This window comes from Streptomyces fuscigenes, assembly GCF_021556455.1.
Taxonomy (GTDB): Bacteria; Actinomycetota; Actinomycetes; order Streptomycetales; family Streptomycetaceae; genus Streptomyces; species Streptomyces fuscigenes.
This window is the reverse complement of sequence record NZ_JAKGCV010000135.1, coordinates 1-12,900: the sequence shown is the minus strand read 5'-3', so window position 1 is coordinate 12,900 and position 12,900 is coordinate 1. Positions and strand designations below refer to the sequence as shown.

The 12,900-nt window shown below is 73.8% G+C and carries 15 protein-coding genes; 8 read left to right on the top strand and 7 right to left on the bottom strand.

Translation table 11 applies throughout. From position 1 onward, the window contains the following. Positions 1-18: 18 nt before the first annotated feature. Entirely contained in the window at positions 19-585 is a 567-nt protein-coding gene (def, locus tag L1885_RS13655; protein ID WP_235797356.1) for a peptide deformylase, read from the bottom strand. A 126-nt stretch (positions 586-711) separates the two neighbouring features. Between def and L1885_RS13650 the strand changes: the two genes are divergently transcribed. The 5 genes from L1885_RS13650 (at position 712) to L1885_RS13630 (ending at position 5,322) form a co-directional block, all read left to right on the top strand. Beyond that, positions 712-1,950, top strand: coding sequence for a MurT ligase domain-containing protein (locus L1885_RS13650; protein WP_235797355.1), 1,239 nt, complete (start codon positions 712-714; stop codon positions 1,948-1,950). Between the two features lie 40 nt (positions 1,951-1,990). Then, complete coding sequence (locus L1885_RS13645) at positions 1,991-2,719, top strand: type 1 glutamine amidotransferase (protein WP_235797354.1); 729 nt, start codon at positions 1,991-1,993, stop codon at positions 2,717-2,719. A 244-nt stretch (positions 2,720-2,963) separates the two neighbouring features. Then, a complete protein-coding gene (locus tag L1885_RS13640; protein WP_235797353.1) occupies positions 2,964-3,989 on the top strand; it encodes a 6-phosphofructokinase in 1,026 nt (341 codons plus the stop codon). Between the two features lie 158 nt (positions 3,990-4,147). After that, the gene (locus L1885_RS13635; protein ID WP_235797352.1) at positions 4,148-5,098 is read left to right on the top strand and encodes a cytochrome c oxidase assembly protein; all 951 of its coding nucleotides are present in this window, start codon (positions 4,148-4,150) and stop codon (positions 5,096-5,098) included. A gap of 59 nt (positions 5,099-5,157) precedes the next feature. After that, positions 5,158-5,322: a hypothetical protein gene (locus L1885_RS13630; protein WP_235797357.1), complete on the top strand. Its 165-nt coding sequence runs from the start codon at positions 5,158-5,160 to the stop codon at positions 5,320-5,322. 113 nt (positions 5,323-5,435) lie between these two features. Here the strand turns inward: L1885_RS13630 and L1885_RS13625 are convergent, their stop codons facing one another. The 4 genes from L1885_RS13625 to L1885_RS13610 all read right to left on the bottom strand — a co-directional run bounded on the left by L1885_RS13625 (position 5,436) and on the right by L1885_RS13610 (position 8,321). Next, positions 5,436-6,698 (bottom strand): SPFH domain-containing protein, encoded by a 1,263-nt coding sequence (locus L1885_RS13625; protein ID WP_235797351.1) that lies wholly within the window; start codon positions 6,696-6,698, stop codon positions 5,436-5,438. Positions 6,699-6,733: 35 nt separating this feature from the next. Further along, a complete protein-coding gene (locus tag L1885_RS13620; RefSeq protein ID WP_235797350.1) occupies positions 6,734-6,955 on the bottom strand; it encodes an NfeD C-terminal domain-containing protein in 222 nt (73 codons plus the stop codon). Between the two features lie 465 nt (positions 6,956-7,420). After that, the gene (locus L1885_RS13615; RefSeq protein WP_235797349.1) at positions 7,421-7,876 is read right to left on the bottom strand and encodes a hypothetical protein; all 456 of its coding nucleotides are present in this window, start codon (positions 7,874-7,876) and stop codon (positions 7,421-7,423) included. Between the two features lie 10 nt (positions 7,877-7,886). Then, positions 7,887-8,321, bottom strand: coding sequence for a cupredoxin domain-containing protein (locus L1885_RS13610; RefSeq protein ID WP_235797348.1), 435 nt, complete (start codon positions 8,319-8,321; stop codon positions 7,887-7,889). A 319-nt stretch (positions 8,322-8,640) separates the two neighbouring features. Here L1885_RS13610 and L1885_RS13605 point away from each other — a divergent pair, with 319 nt between their 5' ends. Next, the gene (locus L1885_RS13605) at positions 8,641-9,309 is read left to right on the top strand and encodes an enoyl-CoA hydratase-related protein (RefSeq protein ID WP_235797347.1); all 669 of its coding nucleotides are present in this window, start codon (positions 8,641-8,643) and stop codon (positions 9,307-9,309) included. Positions 9,310-9,495: 186 nt separating this feature from the next. Here L1885_RS13605 and L1885_RS13600 read toward each other — a convergent pair whose 3' ends face one another. Further along, entirely contained in the window at positions 9,496-9,810 is a 315-nt protein-coding gene (locus tag L1885_RS13600) for a nuclear transport factor 2-like protein (RefSeq protein WP_235797346.1), read from the bottom strand. Positions 9,811-10,145: 335 nt separating this feature from the next. Here L1885_RS13600 and L1885_RS13595 point away from each other — a divergent pair, with 335 nt between their 5' ends. Then, complete coding sequence (locus L1885_RS13595) at positions 10,146-11,168, top strand: Ppx/GppA phosphatase family protein (RefSeq protein ID WP_235797345.1); 1,023 nt, start codon at positions 10,146-10,148, stop codon at positions 11,166-11,168. A gap of 217 nt (positions 11,169-11,385) precedes the next feature. Here L1885_RS13595 and L1885_RS13590 read toward each other — a convergent pair whose 3' ends face one another. Next, complete coding sequence (locus L1885_RS13590) at positions 11,386-11,898, bottom strand: RrF2 family transcriptional regulator (RefSeq protein WP_235797344.1); 513 nt, start codon at positions 11,896-11,898, stop codon at positions 11,386-11,388. A gap of 132 nt (positions 11,899-12,030) precedes the next feature. Between L1885_RS13590 and L1885_RS13585 the strand changes: the two genes are divergently transcribed. Continuing rightward, positions 12,031-12,771 carry an SDR family oxidoreductase gene (locus L1885_RS13585; RefSeq protein ID WP_235797343.1) on the top strand — a complete coding sequence of 247 codons (741 nt, stop codon included), beginning with the start codon at positions 12,031-12,033 and terminating at the stop codon, positions 12,769-12,771. The last annotated feature ends 129 nt before the right edge of the window (positions 12,772-12,900 follow it).

The following is a 12,900-nucleotide window of genomic DNA, read 5'->3' as shown; positions in this document are numbered from 1 at the left end:
CCCCGGTGCGCCCGCGGGCTACCGGGCGGGCGACTCGGCGCCGCCGACCGCGCCCCAGGGCGCCCGCGCGGCGGCCCGCAGCACCCGTGACCTGCGGCGGCCGCTGAGCCGGTCCGGGTAGACGCCGCCGGAGAGATGGTCCGTCTCGTGCTGGAGGCAGCGGGCGAAGAACCCCTCCCCCTCGACGCGGACCGGGGCGCCGTCCCGGGTGAGCCCCTCCACCACGGCGCGGTCGTAGCGCTCGGTGCCGGCCTCCAGGCCGGGCAGCGACAGGCAGCCCTCCGGGCCCCGGACCACGACCCCTTCGGCCGTGACGAGCCGCGGATTGACCAGATGGCCGACATGCCGGACGTCCTCGTCGTCCGGACAGTCGAACACGAACACCTGGAGCGGAACACCGATCTGGTTGGCCGCGAGACCCACGCCCCGTGCGGCGTACATCGTCGCGAACAGGTCCTCGACCAGGTCCGCGAGGGCCGGGCCGAAGTCGGTGACCGGGGTGCAGGGGGCGTGCAGCACGGGATCGCCGAGCGTCCGCATGGCTCGTACGCGCCCACCGCTGCCGGGGATCGGACGCTTTCGCATGACCGTCAGGGTACGGTCCGGATGATCGCCGTGTTCAGCGCGGTGGCGGCTGCCGTGCCGCGGTTCTGGGCCGTGGCCGGATCTCGATAGGCTGACCCACGACCGACGCGAGGAGGATCAGGGACGATGGCAGGCAACACGGAGCCGCTGCCTTCGCGGGCGAAGCTGGCCGTGACGGCGGGCAAGGCCGCGGCGGCGGTGTCGCGCGCCGCCGGGCGCGGCAGCGGATCGGTGATCGGCGGGAAGGTAGCGCTCCGGCTCGACCCCGACCTGCTGCGCCGCCTCGCGCAGCACCTCGACGTCATCCTCGTGTCCGCGACGAACGGCAAGACCACGACGACACGCCTGATCGCGGAGGCCCTGCGCGCCGCCGGGCCCGTGGTGTCGAACGCGCTGGGCGCGAACATGCCCGCGGGCATCACCTCGGCCCTCGCGGGCGGCTCGGACGCGCAGTTCGGCGTGATCGAGGTGGACGAGAAGTACCTGGCGGGCGTGGCGCGCGACACGACGCCCAAGGCGATCGCCCTGCTGAACCTCTCCCGCGACCAGCTCGACCGCGCCGCGGAGACCCGCATGCTCGCCGAGAAGTGGCGGGAGGGCCTGGCGGGCACCAAGGCGGTCGTGATCGCCAACGCCGACGACCCGCTGATCGTGTGGGCCGCCTCGTCGTCCCCGAACGTGGTGTGGGTCGCCGCGGGCCAGGAGTGGAAGGACGACGCCTGGTCGTGCCCCTCGTGCGGCGGCGTGATGCAGCGGCCCGGCGACGACTGGTTCTGCGCCCAGTGCGGCTTCCGCCGTCCCGCGCCGAGCTGGGCGCTGCGCGACGACCACGTCCTGGACCCGCACGGGTCCGCGTGGCCCATCCACCTCCAGCTGCCGGGCCGCGCCAACAAGGCGAACGCGGCGACGTCCGCGGCGGTCGCCGCGACGTTCGGTGTGCCGCCGGGCGTCGCGCTCCAGCGGATGTACCAGGTCCAGGCGGTGGCCGGGCGCTACGACGTGGTGTCCTTCCAGGGCCGCGACCTGCGGCTGCTGCTCGCGAAGAACCCCGCCGGCTGGCTCGAGACGTTCTCGCTGATCGACCCGCCGCCGACGCCGGTCATCCTCTCGGTCAACGCGCGCGGCGCCGACGGCACCGACACGTCCTGGCTCTGGGACGTGGACTACACGCGCCTGTCCGGCCACCCGATCTTCGTCCTCGGCGACCGCAAGCTGGACCTCGCCGTCCGGCTGGAGGTGGCCGGCCTGACCTTCCGCGTCTGCGAGACGCTGGACGAGGCCGTGCAGTACGCGCCCCCCGGCCGCATCGAGGTCATCGCGAACTACACGGCCTTCCAGGACCTGCGCCGCCGCGTCGGCAACTGATCCAGCGCCCCGCCGGGCTTACGAGAGGAACGAGCGAGCAATGAGCGACAGCAGCCTCAGGCTGGTGTGGATCTACCCCGACCTGCTGAGCACGTACGGCGACCAGGGCAACGCGCTGGTCGTGGAGCGCCGGGCGCGCCAGCGCCGGCTGAACGTCTCCCGGGTGGACGTGCGCAGCGACCAGCCGGTGCCGACGTCCGGGGACATCTACCTGGTCGGCGGGGGCGAGGACCGGCCGCAGCGGCTCGCCGCCGAGCGGCTGCGCCGCGACGGCGGGCTGAACCGGGCCGTGTCCAACGGCGCGATCGTCTTCTCCGTGTGCGCGGGCTACCAGATCCTCGGCCACGAATTCGTCAACGACCTCGGCGAGCGCGAGCAGGGGCTCGGCCTGCTCGACGTCGTCTCGACGCGCGGCGAGGGCGAGCGCTGCGTCGGCGACGTCCTCGGCGACATCGACCCGCAGCTGAACCTGCCGCCGCTGACCGGTTTCGAGAACCACCAGGGCATCACGCACCTCGGCCCGTCGGCCCGCCCGCTCGCGCGGGTCAGGCTGGGCCGGGGCAACGGCACCGGCGACGGCACCGAGGGCGCGTTCAACGACACCGTCTTCGGCACGTACATGCACGGGCCCGTGATGGCGCGCAACCCGCACATCGCCGACCTGCTGCTGAAGCTGGCCCTCGACGTGAACGCACTGCCGCCGGTCGACGACCGCTGGTACGACGCGCTGCGCAACGAGCGCATCAACGCGGCGGTCCAGCCGGCCTGAGCCGGGCCGCCCCCGCGGCGGCCCGGCTGAGCGGTGGCCCCGCGCACCTGAGCGGTCGCGCGCGGGCCCGGCGCACCCCTCCTGAGCAGGAGATTCGCCATCTGAGCGGGATCCGGCGGCCGCCTGTCCAGCAGGCGGACGCCGGGTTCGGAGTCGGCCCCCGGCGCCGGTAGGGTGGCGGCGATCAGACCGGACGACGGGGTCCGGCCCTCGCCCCTCCCACGTTGCAAAGGTTGTCCGGGCCATGCGAATTGGTGTCCTCACCTCCGGCGGTGACTGCCCCGGTCTGAACGCGGTGATCAGGTCCGTCGTCCACCGTGCCGTCGTCGACCACGGCGACGAGGTCATCGGCTTCCACGACGGCTGGAAGGGCCTCCTGGAGTGCGACTACCGCAAGCTCGACCTTGACGCCGTCAGCGGCATCCTGGCCCTGGGCGGCACCGTTCTCGGTTCCTCCCGCGTACAGCCCGCGCACCTGCGCGGAGGGGTGGAGCGCGCCCGCGGCCACGTGGCCGACCTGGGCCTCGACGTGATCATCCCGATCGGCGGCGAGGGCACCCTCAAGGCGGCGAACCTGCTGTCGCAGGCGGGCCTGCCGATCGTCGGCGTCCCGAAGACGATCGACAACGACATCGCGTCCACGGACGTCACCTTCGGCTTCGACACGGCCGTCGGTGTCGCGACCGAGGCCCTCGACCGGCTGAAGACCACCGCCGAGTCGCACCAGCGGGTGCTGATCGTCGAGGTCATGGGCCGGCACACCGGCTGGATCGCCCTGCACTCGGGCATGGCGGCCGGCGCGCACGCGATCGTGGTGCCCGAGCGTCCCTTCGACATCGAGGAGCTCAGCGCCGTGGTCGGGGCGCGGTTCTCGGCGGGCAAGCGCTTCGCGATCGTCGTCGTGGCGGAGGGCGCCAAGCCGCGCGAGGGCTCCATGAAGTTCGACGAGGGCAGCACCGACATCTACGGCCACGAGCGCTTCGCGGGGGTGGCGGGCCAGCTCGCCGTCGAGCTGGAGCAGCGGCTCGGCAAGGAGGCCCGGCCGGTCATCCTCGGGCACGTCCAGCGCGGCGGCACCCCGACGGCGTACGACAGGGTGCTGGCGACACGCTTCGGCTGGCACGCCGTCGAGGCGGCGCACCGGGGCGAGTTCGGCATGCTGACCGCGCTGCACGGCACCGACATCGACATGGTCCCCCTCACGGAGGCCGTCGAGACGCTCAAGACGGTCCCCGCCGAGCGGTACGCCGAGGCCGAGTGCGTCCTGTAGCCGTCGGGGTCCGGCTTCCCTGACGGGTCGTGGGGCCCCGCGGGGCCGCGTGTTCCCGGCGCGTCACGCCGGGCCGCCCCCGCGCGCACCGGCGGCCGGGGGCGGTTCTAGTCTGGTGGCGGACATCAGGTACGAATCACGCCCCCAGGAGTACGCGGATGGATCACAGCATGCACGGCATGATGATGGATTTGCCGCCGTTCACGCTGGGCAGGGCGTTCTCCTACTCGTCCGACCCCTTCTTCCTGGTCTGCTGCTCGCTCGGGATCGTCCTGTACGGGTGGGGTGTGCTGCGGCTGCGGCGCCGGGGCGACGCCTGGTCGCCGGGGCGGAGCATCGCGTACGTGCTCGGCGTCCTGATGGTCGCCGTGACGATGTGCACGGGCCTCAACGACTACGGCATGGTCATGTTCAGCGTGCACATGGTGCAGCACATGATCATCAGCATGGTCGCGCCGATCCTGCTGCTGCTCGGCGCGCCGGTGACCCTGGCGCTGCGGACCCTGCCGGTGCTGGGACGCGGCCGCAAGGGCCCCCGCGAGCTGCTGCTGATGCTGCTGCACAGCCGGTTCGTCCGGGTGATCTCGCACCCGGCGTTCACGATCCCGGTGTTCATCGCCAGCCTGTACGGCCTCTACTTCACGCCGATCTTCGACTTCCTGATGCGCTCCGAGGGCGGGCACATCCTGATGATGGTCCACTTCCTCGCGGTCGGCCTGCTGTTCTTCTGGCCGATCATGGGCGTCGACCCGGGCCCGCACCGCTCCGGGCACCTGATGCGGATGTTGGAGCTGTTCGCGGGCATGCCGTTCCACGCGTTCTTCGGGATCGCGCTGATGATGGCGAGCCAGCCGATGATCAAGACGTACGACCATCCCGCGGCCTCGCTCGGGATCGACGCGCTGTCCGACCAGACGGCCGCGGGCGGCATCGCGTGGGGCTTCAGCGAGGTGCCCTCGGTGCTGGTCCTGATCGCCCTGGTCTTCCAGTGGTACCGCTCGGACCAGCGCCAGGCCGTGCGCACGGACCGGGCCGCGGACCGCGACGGCGACAAGGAGCTCGCGGCGTACAACGCCTACCTGGCGTCGCTCCAGACCCGGAGCCGGTAGCGCCGGGGCCCCGGCTCGGGTGAGGATGGGGGCACCGTCGAGCCGGGAGGAGGACACAGGTGTCCGGATCCACGAAGAGCATGGGCGTCGTCACGGTGGCCGGTCTGGTGGTCGTCACGGCGTACACCGTGGCGCTCGGCAGCAGCGGCTGGCTCTGGTTCGGCTGGGTCGTCCTCGGGCTCGTCACCCTGGGCATGATCGTGACGGGCGAGCGGAGCGACTGACCCGGGCAGCGGCGCACACGGCAGGGGCCCGGCGCGAACGCCGGGCCCCTGCCGTGGTGGTGACCGCGAGCGCCGTCGGCGATCCGCCGGCGGCCCCTGACGCGCGGTCCGCGTCAGCCGGCGTCGCCCCGGCGGGCCGGGACGGAGCCGTTGACGTTCTGCGCGGCCTCGCCGGACTCCAGCGCGTTGCCCTGGGCGCTCTCGCCGCCGGAGCCGCCGTTGCCGGAGGCGCCGCCGCCGTTCTGGGCGCGCAGGGTGTTCAGGATGGCCATGCCCTGGCTGACGAGCCCCGCGACCATCTCGTTGAGCCCTTCCGTGCCGTTGAGGACGGTCAGGTTGGCGCCCTGCAGGCCGCGGGAGGCCGCTTCCGCCAGCTCGGGCAGCACCTCGACGACCCGGTTGGCCGCGATGACCTCCTGGTTGCCGTTCTTCAGGGACTCGGCACGGGCCGCGTTGGCGTCCGCCTCGGCCTGGGCGAGGGTCCGTTCGGCGTACGCCTGGCCGTCCGCCTCCGCCTTGGCGCGGTCGCGGTTCGCCTCGGCGAGGGTGCGCTGCCGGTACGCCTCGGCGTCGGCCGGCCGCCTGACCTCCGCCTCCAGCCGCTGCGCCGCCAGCCGGGCCTGCCGCTCGGCCAGCGCGGTCTGCGCCTCGATGACCTGGTGCGAGGCCTCCGCCTCGGCGAGCGGTCCGGACTGGCTCGCGCGGGCCGCCGCCTGCTCGGTCTCTGCCTGGAACCCGGCGCGCTTGATCGCCGTGTCCCTCTCGTACGCGGCCTTGAGCGCCGCGGCCTCCTGCTCGCGCTCCGCGGCCTGCTGGTCGGCGCGGGCCGCGGCGATGCGGGCCTGGCTCGCGACGGCGGCGGCGTGCGGTGCGGCCAGGTTGTCGACGTAGCCGGTGTTGTCCACGATCTCCTGGATCTGCAGGGCGTCGACGACGATGCCCAGCTTCTCCATCTCGCTGTGGCTGCCGGCCTTGACCTCCTGCGAGACCCGGTCGCGCTCGCGAATGATCTGCTCGACCGTGAGTCCGCCGATGATGGACCGCAGGTGGCCGGCGAAGATCCGGCCGACGAGTTCCTCCATGCGGTGCTGCTCGGTGAGGAACCGGCGGGCCGCGTTGGCGATCGACACCGCGTCGTCGCCGACCTTGAAGACGGCGACCGCGCGCACGGTCAGCCGGATGCCCTGCTGGGTGACGCACTCCTCGGCGATCTCCGCCTCGCGCAGGGCCAGTGAGAGCATCCGCGCCCGCTGCTTGACCGGCAGGACGAAGCTGCCGTGGCCGGTGACGATGCGGAACTGGGTGTCCTCCCGCCGCCGCTTCGAACCGGAGATGAGCATCGCCTCGTTGGGCGCGGGTACACGCCAGAACAACATGAGAGACTCCTGTCGCAAAAAGCGGTGGTCGGTGGTCAGGAGGGAAGAGGCTCGACGATCACGGAGCGCGCCGAAATGCACTCCGTGACCAGCACCCGGATGTGTCTGCCGATCGGCTCGTCCGACCAGGCCGCGTAGGCCTCGGACCCGCCCCGTACGGCCACCAGTACTTCGCCGAAGCCGTCCTGCGGGATCGGCACCGTGATCCGGCCGATCGCCCCGACGGGGCTCGCCGACGAGTCGTCATTCTCGGTCATCGAGCGTCGTCCCACCTCAACCCGCCTGCCCGGCCACGGCCGGAGATGGCCGGCGACCCCCTGTCGCCGACGACTTCACACTACTCCGCGGGGCACCTCCCGGACTGTCCCGAGGACGTTACCGAACGGGAACGGTACGGCCCTTCGGCGCCACCCCGGGCGTGGGACCTGCCGGCCTCCCCGGGCCGGCCCTGCTCGCCCCTTCCGGGCAGGCGATCGCGGGAGAGCGACGGAGGGCGGCCGCGGGTGCGCGGGGCCCGGGCCGCGGCTCGGGGCGCGCGGGGCCGCGGGAGGCGGATACGACGGCGACCCGTCCGGTCGTGCCGGACGGGTCGGACGGGTCGGACGGGTTCGGAATGGGTGAGCGGCCGGACCACCCGGACGAGCGGCCGGCCGGCGCGGGGCCGGTGTCCGGCCGGACGGCCCGGGCGGGCTTCCGCCGGGCCCGGGCCCTCGGCCCTCCGTTCAGTACGAGGCGTGCCTGCCGTGCCCTCCGGACCGGGCCCGGCCCCGGCCCGGGCGGTACAGCAGCAGGAACACCGTGGCGACGACGGCGACGGCCTCGGCGACCACCGTGAGCGTCTTGTCGCGGTACCAGATCGGCTCGTACATGTCCGGGAAGGGGCCGAGCGTCCCCACGTCGTAGTAGCGGTAGATGAGCAGCAGCGCGAGACCGCCCGCGGCCACCGCCCAGGCGAACAGGTCGACGAACAGGCGGCGCCACACCAGGACCAGCAGGGCGGCGACCCCGGCGAGCGCGGCCTCGATACGAAACAGCGTGCCCTGGCTGATGCTCTCGCTGACGGCGTCGTAACGGTCCGCGAGATAGACGTGCAGATAGGCGTCGGCGGCGAGGCCGGCTGCTGCCAGCACTCGTGCGATGCCGCGCGGGATGCGTCCCAAGTGGGTGTCACGTGTCATGGCGGCTCCCTCAGTTGACCGTGAGTGTGCCCTTCATGAAGGGGTGAATGGAACAGTCGAACGGGTAGGAGCCGGCCTTGTTCGGCGCGGTGAACGTCGCCGTTTTGCCGGGCGCGATGTGACCGGTGTCGAAGGTGCCGCTTCCGGTGGCGGTCACGGTGTGGTCGGTCGAGTCCTTGTTGGTCACCGTGACCTTGGCGCCTGCCTTCGCCGTCAGCTTCGACGGCATGAACGTGAAGTTGTCGATCGTGATGGCCGCCGCGCCCGCCGACGGCGCCGGACTCGTGGCCGACGCGGAGGCGGGCGCCGACGCCGACGCCGAGGTCGAGTTGCCTCCTCCGCCGCCCCCGCCGTCGTCGGAGCAGCCGGCGAGTCCGAGCATGCCGGCGGCGAGCGCGGCGGCGGCGGCGAGCCGCGCCGTGGCGGATCGGGGCGGGAACGACATGATGGCTCCGGGGTCCTGAGGACCGCGCGCCGGGCTGCCGCCGTCACGCGGTCCGGGGCACGGCTGACGGCACCAGTGGACCCCGGCCCCGCGGCCCCGGCCAGCCGGGCGGGCCGTCCGGGCTACGCGCCCCGGGCCGATGGCCGCACGAGGTCGCGGAGGGGCGGGCGCGGCCCGTCCGCAGGCCCCTCCTCGTGCGGAGTGATCGATCTCGCACCGGCCGCCGCCGACGGAGGGGTGTGCCGCGCCCGGGCCACGGGGGACGCTTCGGTCGGGCGTTCGACGGACGTCCTCCCTACTTCTGCGACTGGAGCGGCACATGCCCGAGCTCGAACGGGACGGCGAGGTCTTCGTCCTGCATCTGGACCCGGACGACGAGAACCGGTTCACTCCCGACCGGCTGGCGTCCCTGGAGGCGGCTCTCGACGAGGTCGAGGCGGCCGAGGGCCCGAAGGCGCTGGTGACGGCGGGCAGCGGCAAGTTCTGGTCGAACGGGCTCGACCTGGAATGGCTGCTGGCCCATCCCGAGCACCAGGTCGCCTACCTGGACCGGGTGCAGGCGCTGCTGGCCCGCACGCTCGCCTCGCCGGTGGTGAGCGTGGCCGCCCTGAACGGCCACACGTTCGCCGCGGGGGCCATGTGGGCGCTCTCGCACGACCTGCGGGTCATGCGGGCGGACCGCGGCTACTTCTGCCTGCCCGAGGTCGACCTGGGCCTGCCGTTCCAGCGGGGCATGTCCGACCTGCTGCGCGCACGGCTGACGCCGGCCGTGGCGCACGAGGCGATGACGACCGGACGGCGCTACGGAGGGCGGCAGGCGCGGGACCTCGCCATCGTGGACGCGGTGGCGGGCGCCGACGAGGTGCTCGCGGCCGCGGTGGAGCTGGCCCGGCCGCTCGCGGCGAAGTCGGTACCGGTCCGGGGCGGGATCAAGGAGACGCTCTACGCGGAGACGCTGGCGTCCCTGCGGGCGTCGGTCGCCGGGTAGGCGGGCCGGCGCCGGGCGCGACGGACGCGCCCGGTAGCGCCCGGTGGTGCTCGAAGGCGCGGTCGCGACCTCGATGCCCCGGACCGCGCCGGGCCCCGGGCCGGCCCCGGCCTGGGTCTTGGACCGGGCCTGGGTCTTGGACCGGGCCTGGATCTTGGACCGGGCCGGATTCCTCCCCGGCGGGCGTCAGGCCTGGCCGGTCTCGAAACGGCTGATGCGGTCGCCCTGCACGGTGAACGACCAGCGCGTCCGCATCTGCCCCCACGTGGCGTTGGAGTAGTCCGCGACGAACGAACGGCCGCCGTCCGACTGGGACACGACCTCCATGTGGCCGGAGGAGGAGAAGATCTCCCGGTCGGTCCACTCCCCCAGATCGCGCTCGCTGCCGTCGTCGGACATCGTCGCGTCGTCGGTCAGCAGCGCGAAGAACGCCTCCTTGTCCCCGGCGTTGAGGGCGGTCACGAAACGGGCGACGACGGGGTCGGCGGGCTGGACGCTCACGGTGGACTCCCTCTCGGTCGGGGTTCGGACGGGGTCGGCTCGGGCGCCGCGGCCGAGGGCCGCGCGCCGGGCATCCGGCATCCGGCATCGGCATCGGCATCGGCGAGGCCCAGTATCACCGGGCGCGCCCGGTGACGCGAGACGGGCGCGGACCGGCCCGGTGGGGCGGCCGCCCGCGGGCCGGAGAGGCCGGATCCGGCCGTGTACCCCGTGCCGGGTGTGTCGAAGATCGCATGCTTGCGGGCCGTCCCAACGGGTGAACTGCGGGTAGGCGCGGGTGAACGGCGGGAGAATGGGGCGTTTCGGTTCCCGGTCGCCCGGAGGAGGTGAGCCGCATGAGGCGTGTCGCGGTGGTGGACGTCGGCTCGACGTCGGCCCATGTGGATGTCGTCGAGTTGCGCAGGAAGCGGCCGCCCCGGCAGTCGGTGACGGTGAAGCACAAGGTCTCGCTCTCGCGCGAGGTGGGACCGGACGGGCGGATCCGGGAGGAGTCGATGGCGCGCCTGGTCCGCGCGGTGGGGCGGGCCGCGGACACGGCCGCCCGGCACGGGGCGGACGAGATGGTGGCCTTCGCGACCTCCGTGGTCCGTGACGCGCCGAACCGGGACGCGGTGCTGGCCCGGGTGGCCGAGGCGAGCGGCGTCCGGCTCGGGTTCCTGACCCCGCGCCAGGAGGCGGGGCTCACGTACGAAGGGGCGCGGGCCTGGCGAAGACCAGGCTCCGAGGAGCCCCTGCTGGTCGCGGACATCGGCGGCGGCACCTTCGAACTCGCCCTCGGCACGGGCCCGCGCACCCGCAACCTCGTCTCCGCCCCGCTCGGGGCGCGCCGCCTCACTCTCGCCGCGCTGCCCGGCGATCCCCCGTCCCCGCGCGACGTGGCCCGGCTGCGGCGGCGCCTCGCGCGCGAGATGCCCGCACTGCTCGACTCCCTCGGCCGGGTTCCGGACGGGACGGCCTTCCTCGGCGCCTCCCGGGTCTTCGCCCAGCTCGCCGCGGCCACGGCGGACGAGGCAGCCTGCCTCGCGGCGTCCGGCGGCGCGACCACGCCCGGCGAACACGGGGCCGCGCCGGGCGTGGACCCGGTGCTCGACCTCCGGCGGCTGCGCGCCGCCCTGCCGGAGCTCGCGGCGATGACGTGGCAGGAGCGGGCGGAACGCCCCGGGGTCTCCCGGGCTCGCGCGCCGCACATCCTCGCGGGCGCCCTGCTCGCCGAGGCGCTGATGGACGCGGCCCGGATCGGCGAACTGCCCGTGTGCCCCTGGGGCCTGCGGGAGGGGATCGCCCTGCGGCTGCGTGCGGATCTCCGGGGCGGGACCAACTCGGCCGGGGCGGTGGAGCGCTTGCGCCAGCCCGCCTGAGGTTGCGCTCGCCCGACGGGGGCAGGCGGTTCGGCGCGCCGCTGACGGCGCGCGGTTCGCGCGGGGGGCCATGCGTGCGAGGCCCCCGGTCCCCGGGCCGGAGGCTGGGGCACGGCCCACGGCCGGGACGCCGGGCGGGGCCGGAACACGGCGGCGCGGGCGCGCCGGAAAAGCCGGTCCGGCACGTGTGAGGGAGGAGCGGGCCCTACGGGGTGCTTCAAAGGCTCCGGGCCGTACCCGCACCGGGCGGGCCTCCGGGGCCGGCCAGCCAGTCGCGGACGCCGGCCAGCGCGCCGGGACCGGAGTCCTCCTCGACGTCGCGTGCCAGGTCCGCGACGGATATCTCCCGCAGCGCGGCGCGCCACGCGGCCTCGGCGCCCGCCATCGCCCGAGCGATCGCGCAGGGCCGCGTGCAGGATTCGGGCGGGGCGGCGAGCGGCCCCCGGCGGCGTATCTCGGTGCATACGAAGGCCGGTCGGGGTCCGTCCACGGCCTCCACGACGTCGAGGACGGTGATCTGCGCGGGCGGCCTGGTCAGGGCGTACCCGCCGGCCTTGCCCTGCACGGAACCGATCAGCCCGGCCCGGGAGAGGGCCTGCAGCTGCTTGGCCAGGTAGCTGCCGGAGACGTCGTGCAGCTCCGCGAGTCTGGCCGCGGGGACGGGGCCCGGATCCGTCGTCAGGACCACGCAGCAGTGCAGTGCCCACTCGACCCCGCCCGACAACTTCACGCCGTCACCCTCCCCGCCATTGACTCGGACAAATAATATCCGATTATTGTCTCGGACAAGAGAGATCCGAGTTTGGGGACGCGTTCTCCACGACCCGGCGCGCCCGGCGGTGCGCCGTGAAAGGTGTCAGCCATGAAGGTCGCAGTCATCGGGGGTACCGGGCTGATCGGCTCCCAGGTGGTGCAGAAGCTGATCGCCGCCGGGCACCGGGCGGTGCCGGCCTCGCCGTCCAACGGCGTCGACCTGCTCACCGGCCAGGGACTGGACCAGGCCCTGAACGGGGCGGAGACCGTGGTGAACCTGGCGAACTCGCCGACGTTCGACAGCACGTCCCTGGACTTCTTCCGCACCTCCATGACGAACCTGCTGGCCGCGGGCGAGCGGGCGGGCGTCGGCCACCAGATCATCCTGTCGATCGTCGGCGTGGACCGGGTGCCCGAGCTGGACTACTACCGGGCCAAGAACCTGCAGGAGGAACTGCTGCGGCAGGGGCCGACGCCGTACTCGATCGTGCGCGCGACCCAGTTCTTCGAGTTCATGGAGGCGACCCTGTCCTGGACCTCGGACGCCACCAGCGTGCACCTGCCCGACACTCCCATCCAGCCGATCGCCGCGGCGGACGTCGTGAACGCGGTGGTCGACGTCTGCACCGGAGCCCCCCTCGGGGGCGTACGCAACGTGGCGGGCCCGGACGTCTTCGCCCTCGACGAGTTGGGCCGGGTGACCCTGGAGGCGCGCGAGGACCGCCGGACCGTCGTGACGGACAACAAGGCGGGCCTGTTCGCGGCCGTCAACGGCGACGTCCTGATCGCGGGTCCGGACGCCCGCCTCGCGCCGACGCACTACAAGGACTGGCTGCGCGACGCGCACTGAGCGCGGGTCCCCGCCCGCTCGCGGGTCCACTCGCGCACGCTCGCGACGGGGTGCGCGTCCGCCGGGGCCCCGGCCCGCCCGGGTACGGGCCGCCACGGGCGGGTGCGCCGGACGCGGTGCCCCGCCGGG